Genomic DNA, 20,610 nt, shown 5'->3' on the forward strand with positions numbered 1-20,610 from the left:
AGCCGGATGAGGCGGTCAGTTAACAGAAAAGGGGGAATCGCACGTGAATGGTATCGAACGAGATAAGGGGACGCTTGGTATAAAGCACATCTGCGCTTTGTTGACCATTTGTCTATTCACGGCTCAGGCATTGGCTCAAGACCCTTTGAAGACCTTGCCTCAAGCCTACAAACTCCACTTTGAAAACGATTGGGTGAAAGTGACGCGGGTTCACTACGCGCCCAACGAAAAGCTTCCGCCACATCAACATACGCAGACCGCATCCGCGTATGTTTACTTGAATGACAGCGGCCCGGTCGTCTTCAAACACATTGGCCTGGCGTATGGGGCGGTCACTCGACCTGCAACCAAGGCGGGAAGCTTCCGCCTTTATCAAGGGCTGAAGGAGATTCACGAAGTCGAGAACCTGTCGGACCTTCCAAGCGAATTCTTGCGGGTTGAGCTCAAAACCGAACCGTTGAACGAGAAGACCCTGCGGGGCCGTTTTTATCGCGAAGCTTCTCCGGCCGGTGAGAACTTTCAAAAAGTGCAGTTTGAAAATGAACAGATACGAATCAGCCGTTTGGTTTGCGCACCCGGCAAGTCGCTGGAATTCTCTACCAACGCAACCGAGCCGGCTTTGCTCGTAGCGTTGATCCCATCGAATTTCAAGGTGGACGAAGGTAAACGCAAGACCGGCGCGTTGAGACTCGAGATGGGTCAGACAAGATGGATCGCAGCCGGTCAGCAACAGAGATTCGAGAATGCCGGCAACGCACCGGCGGAGTTGCTGCGCTTCGATTTCAAAACGAAACCTCTCGCTAAAGACGTGCTCGAAAAGAACAATAAACACGAGCATCCGAAAAAGTGAGAGTTGTTCCTGATATGAACAGGATCGCCACCAAGAAAGCGAAAAAAGGAGATGAACAGTGTCAAAGCAAATTGAAGAAGCAGTACGAGACCGATACGGTTCATTTGCCGAAAGCGGGCTCTCAAGTGAGCACGCGGGAGTGCGAGCGGTTGCCGAAGCATTCGGATACTCAGCCGAAGAGCTCTCCTCCATACCGGCCGAAGCCAACATGGGGTTGTCTTGCGGGAACCCGACGGCTTCCGCGCATCTTCGCCCGGGCGAGGTCGTGGTCGATCTCGGTTGCGGAGGCGGGCTTGATATTTTCCTCGCCTCACCCAAGGTTGGTCCCGAAGGCCGGGCAATCGGAATCGACATGACGCCCGAGATGATCGAGCGCGCTCGCAGAAATGCGGAGAAGGGAGGCTACACCAACGTCGAGTTTCACCTGGCGAAGATCGACCATCTGCCGCTCCCGGACAACTCTGTTGACTGCGTGATCAGCAACTGCGTCATCAACCTCGCACCCGACAAGCAAGCCGTCTTTCGAGAGATCGTCCGCGTGCTCAAACCCGGGGGAAGGCTTGCAGTGAGCGACATCGCGCTCAAGAAGGAGCTGCCGCCTGAAGTGTCGAGCGATCTACTGGCGTACGTGGGGTGCGTGGCCGGGGCGATTCTAACCGGCGATTACAAACGAGGCCTGTTGGAAGCGGGGTTCGCGCACGCGGAAATCGTGGATACAAAACGCGATCTCAACGTCTACGACAAGATCGACAATCAGCAGGCCTGTTGCACGCCTTCAACAGCGTTGCCGGTTGCGGCGACCGGTTGTTGCGCGCCGGCTGAAACCTCGGAACGCAATCACCTGACCGACCTGCTGAGCCGCTACAGAGTCAATGACTATGCTGCGAGCGTTCGTGTGTACGCGGTTAAGCCGGCTGCTTGATTGTCAGGTTTGAATCGTACGCCGAACCTAATCGAGATCCGTTTCGGGCTTTCTACGAATTAGCCCAGGCGTTCAGAGACTGTGTCAACACCCGAGAATCCCACCCACGGCAGAGGGGTTCCCCACACTGCTGTGTGGGGTACCCCCAACCGAGTTGGTGGGACTGTGGGTAGCCGCTGTAAGAGCTGTCGCCCTTTTCAGCAGCCTGCTAGGGCCGCCGGGCACGGGTCGTTGCACACCCAACCCGAGCGACCTTATTGCGAGTCGGCTTAGCAGCCTCTTCCCCGCGAACGGTCCCGTTAGCCTTTGTGAAAGCGACGCGCCCTCGGTGCCGGCGGCTCGATCAAACAACTTTATAGACTTTGCCTTTGAAAACGACGACGACTTTCTTGCCCAGCGAGAAAAAGTCGGCCAGCTTCGGCTCTTTGGCAATCAGGTTGAAGAACTCCTCGCTGGCGAATTGCACCTCGATTTTCGGCAGTGTTGACGATTCCCTGAGCCGGGTGTCCACCCACTCCTCGCCTTTCAATTGAAACGTCTTGTCGCCGACTGTGCGAATGTTGGTGAGGTAGGATTCGGGGCTTTCCAGCTTATCCGACTCCTTCATTTTCTTTTCCGTCTTGCTGTACACAACGGCGGACTCGCCCGTGACCGTTACCTGCTCGAAGGTGCGGCCTATTCCGCCTACTGAACCAGCCCCTCGCGACATGCTGTCCAAAGCGCGGCGTTGTTCCATCGGGATGATTCGTCGTCCGATGTCTTTCATATCCTCGGTCACAAGGAAAGACGTGTAAGGAGTGACGATGCCGTAGCGCGTGCCAAGCTGAATGATCTCGTCTTTCAACTCTCTGTTCTCGCCGTTCAAGCGAATCTGTTCGAGCAGGTATCCAACTCTTCGCGTGGCCCACAGTCGCGCCAGGAACGGATTGTCGCCGCGTTCCTCCGGGAAGCTTTGTTTGCCGAACGTGAAGACTTCTTCGCGCGCCCCGACCTTGCCTGTCAGTCGAACGGTAGTGGAGTTCATGCTGTTTTTGTATCGCCCTACGATGACCAGTTGCGAGTTCTTGAACAAATCGCCGAGCGTGCGCGGGTAAGTCAATTCCGTTTCGACTCCGCCGAAATCGAGTTTCAAATCCGACAGCACCGGATAGTTCACCCGTGCGAAGAAATTCGAGACTTTGACTTCGAGGTCTTCCTGCGGCTCGAGGTAATCGCTCGCGCCGCGATTGTCCGCCGAGAGTTTATCCAGCAGGTTGGTGTTGACATCGTAGCCGACGCCGAACGAAAACAGCCGCACGCCCGCGCGATTCGCGTCCGCTACGTTCTTGATTATCTGCTTCACGTCCGTCGCGCCAACGGTCGGCAAGCCGTCCGTCACAAAGACGATCATCGCCGGACGCTCGCTGGATTGAAACTGCTTGAACGCCTGCACGAGCGCGTCGTTGATGTTGGTGCCACCTTCGGCTCGCAGGTTCGCGATGAATTTGAGGCCGGATTGCTTGCCGTCTTGGTTCGCTTCGACGAGACCTGCTTTCATCAGATGCTCTTCGCCTGAAAACGAGATGATGTTGAAGCGGTCGCGCGGCGACAGCGACTCGACGCCGAATTTCAGCGCGGCTTTCGCTTTGTCTATCTTTTCGCCGCTCATTGAACCGGAGGTGTCGAGAATGAAGACGATGTCTTTGGCGGCGCGTTCCTGCTCGCCGATGTTCGACTTCGGCGAGATGAGCATAAGGAAATAGCCGTCCTTGCCCGGCTCGCGGTTTGTCAAAAGCGACAGGCCGAAGTCTTTTTCCGAAAGCGAATAGTAGAGTAGAAAATCTTTCTGCGTGTCTTCGCCTTTGCCTTCAAAGCTGAGACGAGCGCGGCGCTCGCCGTCTTTGTTGACGGAGAACTTGTGAGAGGGCGAGAAGATGTTTTTCAAATCAATTGGCGAGGTGATCTCGACGCTGGCGGCGATTTCTCGAATGGGCTGCGGCTGAATGCGGCGGCCTGAGCCAAGCTCGTAGCGATAGCTCACGGTGCCGCCTTCGTTCTTGAGCACCTGAGAGTAGGTCAGCTCGATCTTCTTGGTACTGCGCGGCTCGATGGGAAACACGCTGGCCTGAAACAAGTCCTTGCCTGCGTACTCGAGCAGTCCAGGATCAATCTGGCGGCGCACGATTTCGTTGTAGATTTGCCGCGCCTTTGCTCTTTCAACGATCTCGGCGGCCATGCGTTTGTCGCCATCGTAGATAGCGAAGTCCGAGATGGACGCGCTCTCCGGGATGGGGAAGAAGTAAGAGCCCTCGAGCCGATACGGCGTGTCGTTCTCGAAGACCTGCTCGACTTTTGTGGTCGCGACCTGCGCATCAATTTTGGTAGTGATCTTCACCGATTTGATGTTGAGCACTCGCGGAATTGGAACAGGTCTTGGCATTGGGATCGGAGGGCATCTTCGGCACTCCTGCGGCAGGATCACACCTTGTCCGTAAGCGGAAGTGGCGCCGAAAAGCAGCAGCGCGAATAGAGTCAGCATTCTCGGTCTTGATATCGGTCTCAGTAGAGGGAGCATTCTCAGTCTCAATAGAGCAAGCATTCCCGGTCTCAATAGAGCAAGCATTCCCAGTCTCATGATCTTTCTCTCCTGAACTCGCGGGCGGATAGTGGGTCGATACTCATCGATGATTCGTTGTGTTGTCTCATTCACTCTTTTGAACGCCGGAAGATTTCGTTCTTGCGATTTGGTGGGTTCGGCAGCGATCTCACACGAACTGAATATGGTATCGCCGCTGGCGCAGAATCGATTCCCGTGCCCAAAACCGCCGGAGCTAAACAGTGAGTTACTCAGTCAAACAGCGCAGAGCTTTCCGTCTACTTGCTCGCCCCTGGACACCTCCCGCATCGAAGACCCTTTCAAACCCCATAGTCATTACCCACCCCTCTGCATTATCTTGCGTTCATTTCAAGAAGCTGTACGAGTTAGCGAACCGACAAGTCCAGACCTAGCGAAGAAAAGCAGGCTAACCTGTCATCTCCTACTTCCTGCTCAGGGCTATCAGCCCAAAGCAGGCTCGCTGTTCAGAGTCAGCCCGTGCGGACGTTGCTCTGCTTGGCAATTCATTTTGCCGCGGAGCCCGCAATGATTAACCTAAGTCCGAGAGAAATTGACGGGTAGCCCCGGTTTGAGATGCGCGTGCTTTCCGCCACTATGCTTACCTTCCTTTGCTGAGTACTTGATTAATGTACTCTGAATGGTCACTCACATTAAACGTGCCAAACCTATGCAGCTCAAGTTCTGTCAATAAGCTCTGGAGGGCGGCTGAATTTTCATTCACGTCGTGTAGGTTGAAGCCCCCGAGAATGGAAAGCACTTGGTTCACCTTTGCGTTGATTCTTCCATCCGCGGCGATTTGCTTCTCTATCTCATTACGAATCTTAGGAGAGCAATTCAGAATCACGTCGCATAGGTAGAGTACTGTCCAGACTAACGTTTGCTCAACCCGCGGCTTCTTGAGTTCTCGGGGCAGGGCATTCAATGTTTCTGTAGCGCGCTCGTTCTCATAGGAGAGGTAGTCAAAGCCGCGCTCCGTCATAAACCTATTTAGAGGCACGTGAGAAACAAGTGAGGTTAGATAGGATGCGATCTTGTCATAGAATCTAGATGCCTCACTGACACCTTTGAACCCATTCAGATTCAAAATCCAGTGCATTATTTCGTGCGCTACTAAGATCTCATTTACCGCGTCAGTATTCTCCAAAAACACCACCAACATCGGCTGCCCATTGACTAGCTCAGGTACTGCGGTGTTAAGCTCACCTCTGTCGCCCGATAATTTTGGGTGATCGCGCCGATTGATGATGGTTACAGGCAATTGTGGCAGGCCGTATTGCTTTTCTGCCAATGATACCCACTCGTCCATCAAAAGGGCTAATTTACCAGATGCTGTAAAATGCCCATACATCTCACCTTGCAATGGCATAGTCGATCCTGTTCGGCCGCGGTGAAAATAACAAAGCTTAGGTCACCTGCAAAACTTTCTATGAAAGATTTCTCCGTCCAGAGTTCCCAGATCTCCGGCGGAATGCGGTTTCGAAGCCTTCTCATAAGCCTCCACCTAATTATTCTTGCAGCGATGTTGAGATCTTGGTCTGTTCAATTCCCGCCTCAAAGATCGTGGCACTTGGGGCAACAAATCTTCAAGGAATTGTTTTCTCCAGGAGCCTGAACGACCCTAGAGGGAATAGAACAACAGTGCACGCGCTCGGGCAGCCCGTCCTCGGCAACGGTCCGCCAATTCAAGATTCGGAGTCTTATCTTGCATTCAAATATCGTAGCAGACTTTGCGGTAGATTCTCGCTGGGGATCACTTGATGTTTCTTCAGCATCCTCTCGAGCGGTATCTCGGGTGAGGTGATTCCGCATACTCTCGACTCTACTGGTCCGGTCTGGCCCGTGCCGCCCGGATCTCCTCAAGCTTCTTGTAAAACTGTGACCGACTCAACCCTGCGAGCTCCGCCGCCCGCGTGACGTTACCGCCTGCTTCGGCTAACACGGCGCGAAAGTATGCAGCTTCGGCTCGATCGACGAAGTCGCGCCAGCTATCCATTGCTGGATTGAAACTCACGGAATGTGCGGGCCGAGACGATTCGCGAGTTCGAACGCTCTCTTGAAGAACGGCCGCGCTAATATGCCCGGTCGGGGCGTCCGCGTAGATCGCAGCCTTCCTAATCATCAGGCGGAGCTCACGCACGTTACCGGGCCAGTCGTAGCGGAACAAACATTCAACGGAGCCGGGCGCGGCTGTTAGGTTAGTCTTGTGTTCGGTGTTGTACTCGCTCACAAAATGACTTGCGAGCAGCGGAATATCAGGCATTCGCTCTCGTAATGGCGGCACTTCCAGCGCGAACCCTCGAATCCGCTGGTACAGGTCCATTCGGAATCTCCCCGCTGCACACTCCTCAGTCAGGTTCCGGTTCGTCGCAAGAACGATACGAGCCTGAATCTTCTCCCATCGACTTCCTCCTACGCGCATCACTTCGCCTTCCTCAATCACATGGAGTAGTTGAGCTTGCGCCGCCAGATCGAGTTCTCCGATTTCATCCAAAAAGACGGTGCCGCTTTGAGCTTCAGCAAGCAGGCCCCGACGCGCCTGCGTCGCCCCCGTGAACGCCCCGCGCTCGTGGCCGAAGAGTTCGCTTGGCAACAGCTCGCGACTGTGTTGAGGGCAGTTAACGGGCAGAAACGGGTTGGGTCTCCCGCTTCGTTCGTGAATCTCTTTTGCGACTAATCCTTTTCCAGTTCCGTTTTCGCCGAGAATCAAGATCGTTTCTGAAATCGGCGCAAGCTTGTCGATGTGCCGATACAACTCTCGCATCTGTGGGGTTCCGCCGCGAAGGGACCCGCAATGCAAAGGATGAATGCTACCGTCCAGTATGAATTCAGCAAGTATGCGCTCGGCGACGTGAGCGGCTGTCCAGCTTCGTGGCGTAATCACTTGCGAAGCCCCGCATTCATGTAGTATCCGCCGAGAACTTGGCTGAGCGGTGCAAAGAAGTAACGAAGGCTCCGATCCAATGAGTTCTCTGAGCGAGGATACCTCCTCGCCTACATCAACAACGCCCTGTTTCGGAATCACCGCGATGGCTTTATCCACTTGGACGGAGAGGCCCGCGTTGCGAAGACTCGAATCCAATTGCAGCGAAACGACGTCCAGGTCGTACTCGTTGAGGACCGTTGCAACTTCATCGATTGGAAAGTCACCAGGTGCGAACAGAACGATGGGCATGGCTACCTCTATCGATCCGCGTAGAAAGCCTTGGGGCCTACGCCACTATAGCCTGCTGCGATCAGGTCGGTACAGCCGACGTGGTAAGCATTGAGCATTTCCTGCGTGTCGCCGTGGGTCAGAAGCGCTGCTCGCACGACGGGCGTTGCAATGAGTCTGCAGGCTTCCGGTGGCACATCCTCTTCGAATCCTATTGCTAAACCGGTCCCGGCCTCCGCAAAGCAACGAGCAATCGCGGTTGACCTGCACGCCGAAAAAACCGCGAGGGGAAGAGCGCTGCCGTAGGCAGTGAAGCAAGCAAGCCACTCCGCAGGCTCCGCGAACCCTCCCGAACCTGCTTCTTGGAGACCTCTCTCGCCATCACCATGACCAAGATAGACCCAAGCCGTCAGTGTCGAAAATGATCTCAACACTTGTGCGAGGTTCCCTCGCGTTATTGCTTGATGGGCTCGATACAGAGTACCTGGAGGCCTTTCGTATGCAATCGCGCCGGCATCGCGCGCGGCTTCGAAGTACTGGCCATACTCAGAGGCTGGATCGAAACTGCTGGTGACGAGCAAGCCTGGTCTCTCTTGTGCGGTGGGCGGCGCGAAAATCGGGTCCTTGATAGTTACCCGCTGGCTCGCACACGTTCGAGTTGTGGTTCGTCGATGGCTTGTCGTATTAAGCTGAGCCATAAGGTAGCGCAGCTCAAAGTGGCCACGGCATCTAAGAAGCGCAAGGTCGTGGTCGCCCTGACACATTGCACGCAAATCCGCTGAAGGGTGCACACCGAGGGCCGACACGAGATAGCGGCTTGCAGAGTAACGAGTGCGAGCATCTCTTACCAACTCGGTTTGATCGACGGCGCCCTTGTCCACGACGATTACAATGTTCGCGTCGCTACGTGGCTCCACCGGGTATATCACAAAAGGATCGAGAAAGGCTGGCAAGCGGCGTTTCAAATCGGCGAGATGACACTTCCAATTGCCGGTGAAGATCCGTGACCCTAGAACCTCTTGCCGCAGTTTCGATAGCTCCGACGCCCGGCTCAGATCGATCGGATCCACTGGATTGAATCCCGAGCGGTCGATATCAACTTGAATGATATCGGTTGTTCCCTGCTCTTGTGCGGTCTTGAACCAATGTGACATGGAGGCGTGGTCGTCGATCTGACCTGCCGAAACTCTTATCCGCCGGTCTGCGACAATGTAGATGTCCGACCCCCAACAGTAGTCTCGCGCCGTCCGGAGCAGCCTTTCCATGAAGAAGGAATCCCAAGCCAGGAAGTGGTCACCCAACGGACACAGAAATACATCTACCGCCGGCCAGTCGCCCTGGGCGGCGCGCGATTCGAACTGGAGCGCGGCGTCTCTCCATTCATCAAGCTGGAGGTCGAAGGCCGATCGCACTGTCCAGGCGCAAAGCGGCTCGTGTCCGCCCTGCGGCAGTATGATGACGTCGGTTGACATTCAATCCTCTACTTCTTACTTCGCCAGAGTGTCGGGCTTAGGGAAACTGATGACGAATCTGTGGCCGGCGTCACCTTCGATTTCGTCGGAACGATCTTCGAGCCGGCCGCGATATTTCACTTCGACGATCATCTTGGCCAGGTAAAGCGGCAGGTGAATACCCGGTCCCTTGTCCTTCTCCAGGACAGACAGAGGGACCGCTTGAGAAAACGGGAAGAAGAGCTGGCGGCGAAGCCGCTCGGGTAGTCTGCGGCTGCGGTCTTCAAGCGTCACTTGCGGACCGTCCGGAGTTTCAGTACATCGGACACTTATTAGGTGAGGCATTTCTGAGGAGGCCTCAACGCGTCGTCGCGCGAGCCATTGAAGTAATCGCGAGGCTACAATGAAAAGGTCCTCGCGCGTCGCCAGGACCTTGCAGTCCCCGTCCAGGTCGATGGCGATTTGGTCCTTCGGCTGGTTCCTGACAATCTCTTCCCAAGCCGACGAAACAAGTCGGGACATCGAGACTGTACGTTCCGGAGGCGTCGCACGGGTGGTTTCAGTTTCCTTGTCCTCATCGTCGGTTAGAGACGTGAGCATCTCACCCGTGTCGCGAAGGTCTTCAGCAAGGGATTGGAGTCTGCGAAAGTGCAGTCCTCGCGGAGCTTCGTCGGAATCTTCGGCGTCTGATAGGACGTCCAGTTGCTCCTGACCTATAAAGAGACAGAGGCGAGCCGTCGCGCGGAGCACTTCCCGCCGACGTTGTATGGCAGACACGCCAAGCTGGGTGAGGACTGTGAGCAAGTGTTCAACGACCGCCGGACGAAGATATCCGCCCAGCACTTTGCACAATTCGAGCGCGTTCTCGCGAAGAGGATTCTGGCCAGCGTCCCCGTCAAGGAAGCCGACCGAAAGTGTAAATCCTCTGCCGCTTGATAGAGGAAGAAACGCGGTGTCTCTGAACCTTTCTGCAATGCTCCAAGCCTGCGCATTATCCATGCCGCCTAGCTTCGCTGAGTCAAAAACGAAGGGGTGCGTTCGGTTTGCCTCGCCGTGAACTAAGCCCTGTAAGGTCTTGTAGACTGGGTCCTCACTCTCGGGCAAGTTGGCGTTTCCAATGCAGATTGTGACCCCGTTCACCACCGTCGCGAGAATGACGAACGGCACTCCGGCGACCGCCTCGAATGCGGGCGCCAAGACTTGTCGGCAGAATCTGAGCACCGCATCGGCCCGGTCTCGACTGGCGTCCGCTATCACGCCAATCTCTTCCGCGGCGCCCGGTCTCTCAACGCTCAGCGCTCGCCTAAGCATGAGTCCCCGCACGTGCCTAATAACCTGGTTCTGCGTGTGCTCTTCCTTGTGCAGGTAAGCTGCTACTCCCAGCTCTACGGCCAAGCGATAGTAATCTACTTCCGAGAAGGCTGATGTGATTAAGAACTCCGGTCGCCATGCAGGTCGCGAAGCGCGAACTTCGAGACCAAGGTCTGCGCCCGTGATTGATGGATACTGGCGGTCCTCCAAGCGCATATCCAAGATCATCACTCCGAGTTTATCGCCGAGTTTGTTTACTAGTGCGCGGGCCGATTCCACACTTCCTGCGCTCTCCACGCTAAAGCCGCGCATCTCTAGTGCCGTGTGTAATGCCAGTCGTTGAGAGTCGTTGTCCTCAACAATCAGGATCGTATCGCTTATCATATTTGATCCTCCGGTCTAGGTTTGGGAAATCGAATGGTGAATCTGGTGCCGCCAGGACCAGGGTTCGTTAGCTCGATTCCAGCACGATTCTCTCGCAAGGAGCGATCCACGAGGTACAGGCCCCATCCGCCGCTGCCTGGCTTTGTGGTCTCACCCAATTCAAAGATGCGATCTCTTATGTGGTTGGCGACGCCCGGACCATCATCGGTCACATGGCAGAGCACCACATCCCCAACGTCGTCAGCGTCAATCCGGATTGTGCCGGCGCCGCTCAACGCATCGCTAGCATTGTGTACAAGATTAGCCAGGGCGAGTCCCGCAACGTGAAATGGCACATCGATCACCAGATCAGGAGCAACTGTCACGGTGAGAGCGATCTGACGCTGACTAAGGAGAACCTCAAACAGCTTCCGGGCGTGTTGCGCTGCGTCTGCTAGCGAGCAGGGTCGATGCGCATCCAACTTGGTGACGTTAGCGATTGGGCTGAGGAGTTGCAAGAGATTCGTGGTCGAATCGCTCATCAGAGCTATGAGCCTACTGAGTTGTTCATCACACTCGATCCTTCCGAGTGCAACAGCATCCTTCAGGGTGCTCGCTGGACCCTGCAATCCCTTCACCATATTGGTCAACTGATGGATCAGCGTTCCCGTCGTTACGGCGACCGTGGCCAACCCCTGATACTGAGCGGCATCTGCCTGGAGTCGTTGAAATTCGATTGCAGCGGTTATTCTTACTAAAGCGGAATCCGCAATGTCACCAAAGTATTCAAGAAACAAGCTCCATGGCGAATGGAAGGTCAGCTCGGGGCCGAAGCCTTCGCGCTCCACTCCCATCCAAACGCGACCCTTAGTGTTTGGAAGCGTAATCCTGACGAGTTGATTACAGTTACCTCCCTCCGAATACTGATGAATCAATGCGATGGCGTCACCATCACCGGCGCCCGGCCCCAAGCTTTTGACAATCGCGATTGCCTCCTCGTCTCCTAAGAGCTCTTCGGTTCCCGGCTGTGTTGATACTACCCACCTCAGACCGGCTTTGCCGGCAATCTCTTGGACCGCTTTGAACCAGGCAGCGACATTGGTCGCTTCCTTTTGGTTGAGACGCACGCCAAGCTCCTTCAATAGGTCATCAAAGTACTTGCGGGCCGAGTCAAGAAGCGCATCGGAAACCAATGAGGCTACGGCTCTCCGATGAACGTAGTTGGTTCCTAGCGAAGGATGCGATACTTCGTCAAGGCCAGATGGCACGAGCAAGATGAGTTCACCTAGGAAAACATCAGGGGTTGGTTCCGCCGATCGCATCGCCACTAGGTGACTCCGGGCGATCTCGGTAGTTTGATGTCCGTCGTCATCAACTACAGAGGACCAAACTTGATTCAAACGGCCTCTAACGTCTTGTTGGAGGATATCGCGGTAGGCAGGGTCCGCCGCCTCAATCTTGCGAAAAGATCTGAATCCCTTATCCACCAGAATGCAGGTGCCGAGAGGCGAGAGAACGTCGTGCAGGATCTGCGTCATTTTCTCAACCGACCTTTCAATGTCCGCCATCGGCTGCTCTACCTGTAACCTCGAAAAGCCATAGCCAAGCTGGTCGAGGGCCGCGAGCTCCCGATTGGATTGAACCGCCGGAGCCACTAGATCGGCCAACTGTCTTATGTGTTGAAGCGCTGTCGCGCTATACGCCGCGGTTTCCCAGATTACCTTCAGACATCCGATTACAGCGCCATGAAATCGAATGGGCACCGCAACAATTGAGGAATGGTTGTCCTGAGGTTCGAATGCGTGCGCGGTGAATGACTTCTCCCAGTTCGGTCGAGGGTATCTGAACTCCTGTCCCGTTTCAAATACCTCTTCCTGAATGCTGTCGTACGTCGGGGGAAAGAGGGTGCTCCCGCGTCCATCCCCGGATTGCTTTCGTACGTCCCAACTCAAGGTCTTGACCCGCCCTAGCGTAGCCCCCGGAAGTCTTAAAGATAGTTCGGTGCGGTCCGCTCCAACGCTCTCCGCGATAGATCGCACGATGCCAGGGCCTTCCAGATACTCCGCCTTGCCGGCAGTAATGCCACTCATCATCTTCTTGACGTCGCCCGACGACACTACAACTAGAGTTCGCATGAGGAGAAAAAACGCCGACACGAAAAGGCCATACTTGAGCGGCCAGGCAGCGAGAATGGTCAGAGCGTCCAAGAAGTGTAATGCGTCGTGGGGTCCGTCATTTATGTCGAACTGATGCATCAACTCAATCACCCATCTCCATTGACTTGAGGCGATAATTGGGTTGAACCCGTAAACCACCTGCACTAGCGCGTAAACGCTGCCGACATTTATGGCGATGGCCGCAAGGATGGGGCGGCGGCGAAATCCAATGTTAGTGAATGTGGCGTAAATGACCAACCCAAGACAGGCGGCGGAGAAAAGAGCATCTGGCATTCGAGACCATAAGAAGGCGTCGCCGGGAAGCCCGCAAAGAATTGCAAGAACAGCAATGCACCAAGCTAGCTTCGGTACCGCCGGCCTTCTGTCCAACAGATCGAATGCCGCTGCGAGAAATAGCAGATTGTTTGCGGTTGAAAAGAAAAGATTCAGCACACGAAGGATCTGGTAAATGGATTCTCCTGCACTTGTGGAGGTTTGGACGGCCGCCATGTGATAGCCGCCACGCTGAATTATGTATTGTATTGCAAGTAGTGCGAATCCCCACGCGAAGAACTTCGCCCAGCGCTCGGCCGACAGTGCGAAGTACCGAAGGATAAGAATCACCACGGCGAAGAATCCCGCCATCGCCGCCGTCAAGATCATCAAGACGTGCCGGTACTCGTTGACGAAATCAAGCGCATCCTTTAGCAAGTCGGAAAACATGCTTTTGCTCTAATCACGCTGCCACTGTCGGTCGCTCGAATCGAACCGCCAACTCGCCAGTGTCGACGGACCAGTATCATCCCATTGCACCAAAGCAGCGTCAGTTGTCTCGCTCTGAGAGTCGAGAGTCACACGCGCGAAAGTTGGCCGAGTCACACCTTCATCGCGGCCGTTCAAAAGCCCTTCGAGGAACTCACGCCAGTCCGCATCAGAAGCATCGCCGGGGGGCAGGCGTAAGAGACGACCCCACGTCCCGGTGTTCAGGTAGAGCCCCGCTCCGAGTCTGTACGCCTTCGCCGAGTGCGTATGGCCGTGAATGACAAGGTCTGAGCCTTGTTTAAGAAGGTAGGTCACTACCTCACTCACACTGTCCGGCGTTTGCAGGTCAAAGAAGTCATCTTCCGCCGCAACTTCGCGCAGCTTCGGAATCAGCCGCTCGATTCGGTCCGCTTGAGAGGCGCGTCTTTTGGGCTCGCGTTCCATCTCTTCCAGCCAGGCAACCAGTTTCTGCTTCCTCGTGCTCGTGTGATTTGTAGACCTCACGATTCGTGCCGGGTCCGATTGGATCTCAAGTTCGGTGATCGCCGAGCGCACGGCGGAACTCAGCCAGTGTTTCAGGGCAGGGAGCAGCTTGTATTGTTCCTTGCGTTCGAGGAATGCAAACATAATGGGAATGACCGCCTCGCGTTCTGGCTTGAGAAGATAAAGCCAGGGATACTTTTCGCGTAACTCTATGAGGTACTCGACGACCAGCTTGCTGCCGGGCGGCGGAGTGTACTTATGATTTTCCAAGAGACCTCTGCTAGCCAGACTGGACGCTCTTCGGAGAGCGTCGTGGTCGATTCGGTTCCAATCATCAAACATCTCTCCATGTTCGATCAGCGCAGTTGCTTCGCCGACTCGAATCGTCGCGGCCTCGCTGTGAACAAGCCATCTCACCGGCGGAGCCGCCGCAGACCAACCAAGCCTCTGTTCAATCACTTCTCTCACCGAAGGAAAGGCGAGTTCAGGGTCGTGATTACCGGCCATCCAAATGACGTTGTGCTCGGGTGAGCGCGCGAGCCGGCCCAATGCGTCGAAGACCTCGGGATGTTTCTCGAGGATCGATGCAGTCCTGGCAGGGGCCCCTGCCGGGTGAAGCGCCTTTTCGGCGCGTTCACAGTGCTCCACTACGAGAAAGTCGAGGATGTCGCCCGCAAGCACCATCGTAGCGTTGGGAGCTTCTTCAAAGACCCACGTTAAGAAGCTGGTCAACTCGGCGTCGGCTTGGAACATCCCTTTGCCTTGCTCGGCTGCCATGTGTATGTCGCTCAGCACGATTAAATCTTCAGCTTTCCACATACATCGAAATCCAAACATTAGAATGCATCACGGAAAAGATCGAGGTTGGTCACTCTGGGGGCAAGGTTCCGTCGTCCAAAGAGGCTTCGTAATCAGCGCAGACCAGCCTCAGCTTGCGGTCGTAGGTTGATCGAATGCAGATGCTGCTTCGCGGACGGTTCGCGCGGAACAGTCGCGCGTTCAAGGGAACGAGCAAATGACTTTGATGCTTCATGGGGTCCTCCTTTTCAATCCCTGCCCCCGTCCAAAGGCAATTTATTCGCCAGGCAGAAACGAAGCAAGAACTCCCCTAGATCGAGGCTTTAGCCGCGAGTCGATCTGAATTGCAGTATGAGATTGTCCGGTGGAACGGACGCTCAATCCGAGTAATCGGACAGGAAACGGGTCTATTCATAAGAGATGGGGAGTTCAGCCTCGGCGTCAAACCCGAAGTTCAATCTAAGCTGTTCCTTCAGCCCTATGATGAGTATGCGCATCAGGTCGTCTTCGAGTGAAAGGAAAAACCGGGATGAGCCTGGATCACCTTGCCGCCCCGAGCGTCCTCGAAGCTGATGGTGGGGATTGAGGTCTTGACTTTCTGCCCCAAAAGCAGGACTCTGCCCTTCGCTCTACGATGCTCCAGTAGTCGTTCAGTACTACACCAACGAGACGGATCTTGAGACGTATGCCGAGGAGCTTCGAGAGTTCCTCACGCGTATGGGGCAGGAAGCGAGGCAAGGGGCTGTGGGACTTGTGATAGATCGGGATTACCTTGAAGTATGCAGGTGGCAGCTCAGATTCTCGAAGACGCTACGGCGAGTTACATTCCGCACCGTCCGACTGTGAAGGGTCGGGCGCTAGAACACAACCTCAAATGTGGTGAAGCACCCAAATGGATCGAGGGCTACGGGTGATTGTTAGGGTCATCAACTGAGAGCCCTTCTGCTTGAGCCGCGCTGTTCAGGTCCGCGTCTGCTGAAACAAAAGCGAAGTTACTAACTCCGGCGGAAGCTAATTCGGATTGAACTGCCAACGCGGTCGCCAACTGGATGGAGTCGTAGCCGCGCAAACCATGAGCCTCGGCCAACTTCATCGCATGGTCAACAATATTCATCGTGAGTGACGCGACCTCATATTCGCTTTTGAAGTGTTGTTTGAAGGCAACGATAGCCACGGATGACGACTGACTGGACATCTGGCCGATAAGGCTCTTACGAGTGAGGGCCGCCGCCATCTCGGCACCTGTTGCGATTGAGATGAAGACTTCATTATTAGCAGCGGCGCCGGTTATGCCTACGACCCATGAACTTCCGGTCTCTCGCGCGTATCGCTTCACGAGCGCGCTGGTATCGAAATAGAAAGCTGCCATCAGCGCCGTTCTCTGATTATCATTTCAGAAAGGGGCTCGCCTTGAAATTCGACAGGGCTGAAGTCTGTTTGCGCTGATCCGGGTTCCTTGGCCGCCAGCAAGCCTGTGGTACGCATACGCTCAATAGCGCGAGCGATGTTTGTCTCTTCAATTTGGTGCGAAAGACGGTCGATAACTTGCGCGATAGTCACTCCGCTGTCTTTTGCCTGGTCTTCCAACCGGGCGTAAACTTCATCGTCGATGTTTACCGTTCTGCTCATGCCTCACCTGCCAAAGCGTCCGAATTTGCACTATCTTAGCACACACAAGGAAGTGATCTGTGATCACGCGCCGTGGCATTTCTTATACTTTTTACCGCTGCCGCAAGAGCACGGATCGTTGCGGCCGATGCGAGGTCCCTTGTTGCGAACCGGCTTGGCGGCTTCTTCTTCGCCCCCAGCAAAAGCCGTCTCGTTCGCTTTTGTGAAAGCCACACGGCCTCGGCGTTGGCGGCGGCGGCGCTCGAGCAACTGTTGCTCGACGGGCGCGGTCACTTGCACCTGGAAGTTGAACAGGTATCGAATTGTCTCAGTGTCGACGCGCTCCAGCATCGCCTGAAACAGGTAATATGACTCCCGCTTGTACTCAACCAGCGGGTCCTTCTGCCCGTACCCCCGCAAGCTGATCCCTTCCTTCAAGTGGTCGAGCGCCAGCAGGTGGTCCTTCCATTGCGCATCTACAATGTTGAGCATGATGTAGCGCTCAAGGTTGCGAAGCGCCTCGACGCCCAACTGAACTTCTTTCTCCTTGTACTTCTCTTCGATCTTGGGCCAGATCACCTCGCGAGCCTCTTCGGGGCTCATCTCCAAGAGATCCAGGTGTTCGCCGTCCGCGTCAAACCCGAAGTTCAATCTAAGCTGTTCTTTTAATCCTACGATGTCCCATTCGTCCGCACGCTGCTCCTTCGGCATATACTGATCGATCAAACCCTCGAAGTTGTCTTCAGCAATGCTGAGAACGTAGTTGCGCTGATTGATGGCCTGCTCTTCAGGCGTGTCACCTTCAAACCCGATCAACAGGTCACGACGCAGACCATAAACAGTCTCGCGCTGTTTGTTCATCACGTCGTCGTATTCGAGGAGGTGTTTGCGGATTGAAAAGTTGTGTCCCTCGACGGACTTCTGCGCGCTCTCGATTCGCTTCGACACAAGCCGCGATTCGATGGGCACGCCTTCTTCCATGCCGAGACGCAGCATCAAGCCCTTGATGCGCTCGCCGCCGAAAATCCGCATCAGATCGTCTTCAAGTGAAAGGTAAAACCGTGATGAGCCCGGATCGCCCTGCCGTCCTGAACGTCCGCGAAGCTGATTGTCGATACGTCGAGACTCGTGCCGCTCGGTGCCCAGGATGTGAAGCCCGCCGACACTGACAACATCCTTGTGCTCGACATCAGTGGTTTGCTTGGCGCGAGCAAGCGCGTCGTTCATTTGGCGCTCGCTGGCTTCGTCGGGGTTAATTTCTTTTTCCTTCAAATACTGCTTCGCTAGAAACTCCGGGTTGCCGCCGAGCAAGATGTCGGTTCCGCGGCCGGCCATGTTAGTCGCAATCGTCACCTGCCCTTTTCGACCGGCCTGCGCAACGATGTCGGCTTCGCGAGCCGCGTGCTCAGGCTTGGCGTTCAAAACGTTGTGCGGCACGCGCGCCTTCTTGAGCCGAGCCGCCAGCCCTTCAGAGTTTTCGACCGACACGGTGCCTACCAGCACCGGCTGGCCCTTCTCGTGGAGCTCTTTGATCTCGTTGACCACCGCGTCAAACTTTTCCCGCTCGGTGCGATATATCACGTCGGAAAAGTCCTTGCGGACCATTGGCTGGTTGGTCGGCATTACCGCAACGTCCAGCTTGTAGATGTTGGCGAACTCGGAAGCTTCGGTTTCAGCGGTTCCGGTCATGCCGGCGAGCTTCGCGTACATGCGGAAATAATTCTGAAGAGTGATCGTCGCCAGGGTCTGGTTCTCGGCTTCGATCTTCACAAGTTCTTTTGCTTCGACGCCCTGGTGCAACCCATCGCTCCAGCGCCGGCCGGGCATGACGCGTCCGGTGAACTCGTCGACGATGATGACCTCGCCGTCTTTGACTATGTACTGCTTGTCGAGGTGATAAAGCGAGTGTGCCTTGAGCGACTGCTCGACGCAGTGCAGCAGATCCATGTTTGCGGGATCGTAGAGATTGTCGACGCTGGTGAAGCGCTCGGCAACCTCGACTCCCTCTTCGGTGAGCGTGGCGCTGTGCTGCTTCTCGTCGACGTGATACAGCAGCCGCGCGTCCTGCTTGAGATCGACGTCGCCATTGGTCGCGCGAATCTCTGCGATGCGTCTCTGCTGTTCCGCCTTCAGCTTAATCATGCAGTCGTTGGCGATGTAATACTTCTCGGTCGAATCTTCCGAGGCGCCTGAGATGATTAGCGGGGTTCGCGCTTCGTCGATCAGGATCGAGTCGACTTCGTCCACTATCGCGTAGTAGTGGCCGCGTTGCGTCATCGCGGAAGGCTCGAACTTCATGTTGTCGCGCAGGTAGTCAAAGCCGAATTCATTGTTGGTCCCGTAGGTGATGTCCGCGCGGTAAGCCTCCTGCCGTTCGGAATCATCCATGTCGTGCTGTATGCAACCCACGGTGAGTCCAAGGAAGCGGTATATCTTACCCATCCACTCGGTGTCGCGTTTGGCCAGGTAGTCGTTGACGGTCACGACGTGCACTCCGCGGCTGGTGAGCGCGTTCAAATATGCCGGCAGAGTCGCAACCAGCGTCTTGCCTTCGCCGGTCTTCATCTCGGCGATGATCCCGCGATGAAGCACCATCCCGCCGATGAGCTGAACGTCGAAGTGGCGCATGCCGGTCGCGCGCACCGAAGCTTCTCGCACGACGGCGAACGCTTCGACCAATATCTCGTCGAGCACTTCATCGAGCGCCGCTCGCAGCGCCTTCTTTTGCTCGTCGGCGGTACCGCCCGTCAGCTCGGCGCCGGCCATGCGTTTCTCAACAAGCTCGCGGAACGTGATGGTTTTCGCGCGAAGCTCTTCGTCGGAGAGGCGCTCCATCTCCGGCTCGAGGGCGTTGATCTCACTGACGATGGGCCACAAGCGCTTGAGCAAACGCTCGTTCGCGCTGCCGAAAATCTTAGTTGCGGCTTTGTTCAATAGTGCGGTCATACGATAGTGATTCTAGGTGATGGCATAGGGTGAGTCAACGAGTGGCAACCGGCGGTAGAGTCCTAATCTTGTGTTGGTATTTGCAGGTGCCCTGGCGCACGACTGATGACGGCGACGAAATATTTGGACTGCGGCGGCCTTTGTGCGTTGCCGCCGCTTTTTGGTTATCGCCCATGAAACGACAGAAAGCGGTGGCAATGCAAAGACGCCACCGCAGTCCAAATACGCGGTCGCCCGATAGTGTCCTAGTCGACCAACCCAAGATTAGGACACTACCCAATCGGCGGCACGGGGCATCATGTGTGGCCGGCAAGGATAGCCGGAGCACACAGCCTTCTTGGTCAGGATTCCAAACTGAACCAACCTCTATCGTTCATTCTGGTCAGGACCTTTTAAGTGTCTCGTCGTTTCTTCGGTTACGCTAAAGTTGGGAGGATCAAGTCCAGCCGTGTCGGCTGATCGCAGGAAATGAGGATCCGTCTCCCTCTCTAAAGCGCCCAGCTTTGTGGATGCCTGGCTGGCAGCGCGAACAAGTTTTCTACTCACCACCACGCCGTTAAACACTAGCCCGATCCCAATGCAGAGAGGAATCACACCGACAACCCAAAGACGGCGAAGGATCTCCACCGCATCCGGCGCGACATTGCCACTCAAAATGATTCCTTGCATAAACACATAGAGAAAGATCGCCACCCCAATGCCGACGCTTGCCGTGATGACACCAGCTTTGATTTCCCTGGAGCGCTGTATCTCGGAAGTAGTCCCGCGCAGTCGCTCAAGCTCTTCTTTGCGTCTCTTACGTTCCCCTTCGGAAAGGAACATCTCGGCGACCCAGGTCCTGCTCCAATCGAATTTCTCGCCCGTCTCGCGTGTCGCTACCGCCTGGCGTACGGCGTACAAATTCGCTCCGCACAATTTGCAGAACTTCAACTCGTCGCTTTGATTGGCGCCGCATTGTGGACAGAACATCGAGCACTCCTGTCTTACATCCCAGAGGAATAGGAGGACTATAAGCGATATGTTCTCCGGAGTCAGCCGATCCTTAACGGCCGCGGCGACAAGAGGTCTTTCACAGGCAACAAACGGTTTGTTCAACGGAGCACGATCAAGGCGCCGCCCAACATCAAGGCCGATCCAAAGTAGAGCAGACTCAAGCGCCGCGACGAAGCAGATCACGCCCGACAACACGCACACCATTAGCCAACTGGGCGCC

General features: G+C 55.5%; 13 protein-coding genes and 1 pseudogene. 2 read left to right on the forward strand and 12 right to left on the reverse strand.

What is annotated here, in order from left to right; genetic code table 11:
* Positions 1 to 43: 43 nt before the first annotated feature.
* The gene (locus AABO57_06365) at positions 44 to 850 is read left to right on the forward strand and encodes a hypothetical protein (protein MEK6285347.1); all 807 of its coding nucleotides are present in this window, start codon (positions 44 to 46) and stop codon (positions 848 to 850) included.
* A gap of 58 nt (positions 851 to 908) precedes the next feature.
* Entirely contained in the window at positions 909 to 1,772 is an 864-nt protein-coding gene (gene arsM / locus AABO57_06370; protein ID MEK6285348.1) for an arsenite methyltransferase, read from the forward strand.
* 343 nt (positions 1,773 to 2,115) lie between these two features.
* Here arsM and AABO57_06375 read toward each other — a convergent pair whose 3' ends face one another.
* From AABO57_06375 to AABO57_06430, 12 genes and pseudogenes are all read right to left on the reverse strand, one after another.
* Positions 2,116 to 4,191 carry a VIT domain-containing protein gene (locus AABO57_06375; GenBank protein MEK6285349.1) on the reverse strand — a complete coding sequence of 692 codons (2,076 nt, stop codon included), beginning with the start codon at positions 4,189 to 4,191 and terminating at the stop codon, positions 2,116 to 2,118.
* A gap of 775 nt (positions 4,192 to 4,966) precedes the next feature.
* Entirely contained in the window at positions 4,967 to 5,734 is a 768-nt protein-coding gene (locus AABO57_06380; GenBank protein MEK6285350.1) for a hypothetical protein, read from the reverse strand.
* A 453-nt stretch (positions 5,735 to 6,187) separates the two neighbouring features.
* Positions 6,188 to 7,540, reverse strand: a complete 1,353-nt coding sequence (locus AABO57_06385) for a sigma-54 dependent transcriptional regulator (protein ID MEK6285351.1) — start codon at positions 7,538 to 7,540, stop codon at positions 6,188 to 6,190.
* An 8-nt stretch (positions 7,541 to 7,548) separates the two neighbouring features.
* Positions 7,549 to 8,991 carry a hypothetical protein gene (locus AABO57_06390; protein MEK6285352.1) on the reverse strand — a complete coding sequence of 481 codons (1,443 nt, stop codon included), beginning with the start codon at positions 8,989 to 8,991 and terminating at the stop codon, positions 7,549 to 7,551.
* 15 nt (positions 8,992 to 9,006) lie between these two features.
* The gene (locus AABO57_06395) at positions 9,007 to 10,665 is read right to left on the reverse strand and encodes a response regulator (protein MEK6285353.1); all 1,659 of its coding nucleotides are present in this window, start codon (positions 10,663 to 10,665) and stop codon (positions 9,007 to 9,009) included.
* Positions 10,662 to 13,523 (reverse strand): HAMP domain-containing sensor histidine kinase, encoded by a 2,862-nt coding sequence (locus AABO57_06400; protein ID MEK6285354.1) that lies wholly within the window; start codon positions 13,521 to 13,523, stop codon positions 10,662 to 10,664. Before AABO57_06400 ends, AABO57_06395 begins: the two co-directional genes overlap by 4 nt.
* A gap of 9 nt (positions 13,524 to 13,532) precedes the next feature.
* Complete coding sequence (locus AABO57_06405; protein MEK6285355.1) at positions 13,533 to 14,864, reverse strand: metallophosphoesterase; 1,332 nt, start codon at positions 14,862 to 14,864, stop codon at positions 13,533 to 13,535.
* 467 nt (positions 14,865 to 15,331) lie between these two features.
* Positions 15,332 to 15,418, reverse strand: a pseudogene (locus AABO57_06410) (hypothetical protein).
* Positions 15,419 to 15,747: 329 nt separating this feature from the next.
* The gene (locus tag AABO57_06415) at positions 15,748 to 16,212 is read right to left on the reverse strand and encodes a type II toxin-antitoxin system VapC family toxin (GenBank protein ID MEK6285356.1); all 465 of its coding nucleotides are present in this window, start codon (positions 16,210 to 16,212) and stop codon (positions 15,748 to 15,750) included.
* Positions 16,212 to 16,472 carry a hypothetical protein gene (locus AABO57_06420; protein ID MEK6285357.1) on the reverse strand — a complete coding sequence of 87 codons (261 nt, stop codon included), beginning with the start codon at positions 16,470 to 16,472 and terminating at the stop codon, positions 16,212 to 16,214. Before AABO57_06420 ends, AABO57_06415 begins: the two co-directional genes overlap by 1 nt.
* 63 nt (positions 16,473 to 16,535) lie before the next feature.
* Positions 16,536 to 19,397, reverse strand: coding sequence for a preprotein translocase subunit SecA (gene secA, locus AABO57_06425; GenBank protein MEK6285358.1), 2,862 nt, complete (start codon positions 19,395 to 19,397; stop codon positions 16,536 to 16,538).
* Between the two features lie 366 nt (positions 19,398 to 19,763).
* Positions 19,764 to 20,366 carry a hypothetical protein gene (locus AABO57_06430; GenBank protein MEK6285359.1) on the reverse strand — a complete coding sequence of 201 codons (603 nt, stop codon included), beginning with the start codon at positions 20,364 to 20,366 and terminating at the stop codon, positions 19,764 to 19,766.
* Positions 20,367 to 20,610: the final 244 nt, after the last annotated feature.

The sequence above is a fragment of the Acidobacteriota bacterium genome (assembly GCA_038040445.1).
GTDB classification, from domain to species: Bacteria; Acidobacteriota; Blastocatellia; order UBA7656; family UBA7656; genus Onstottus_A; species Onstottus_A frigus.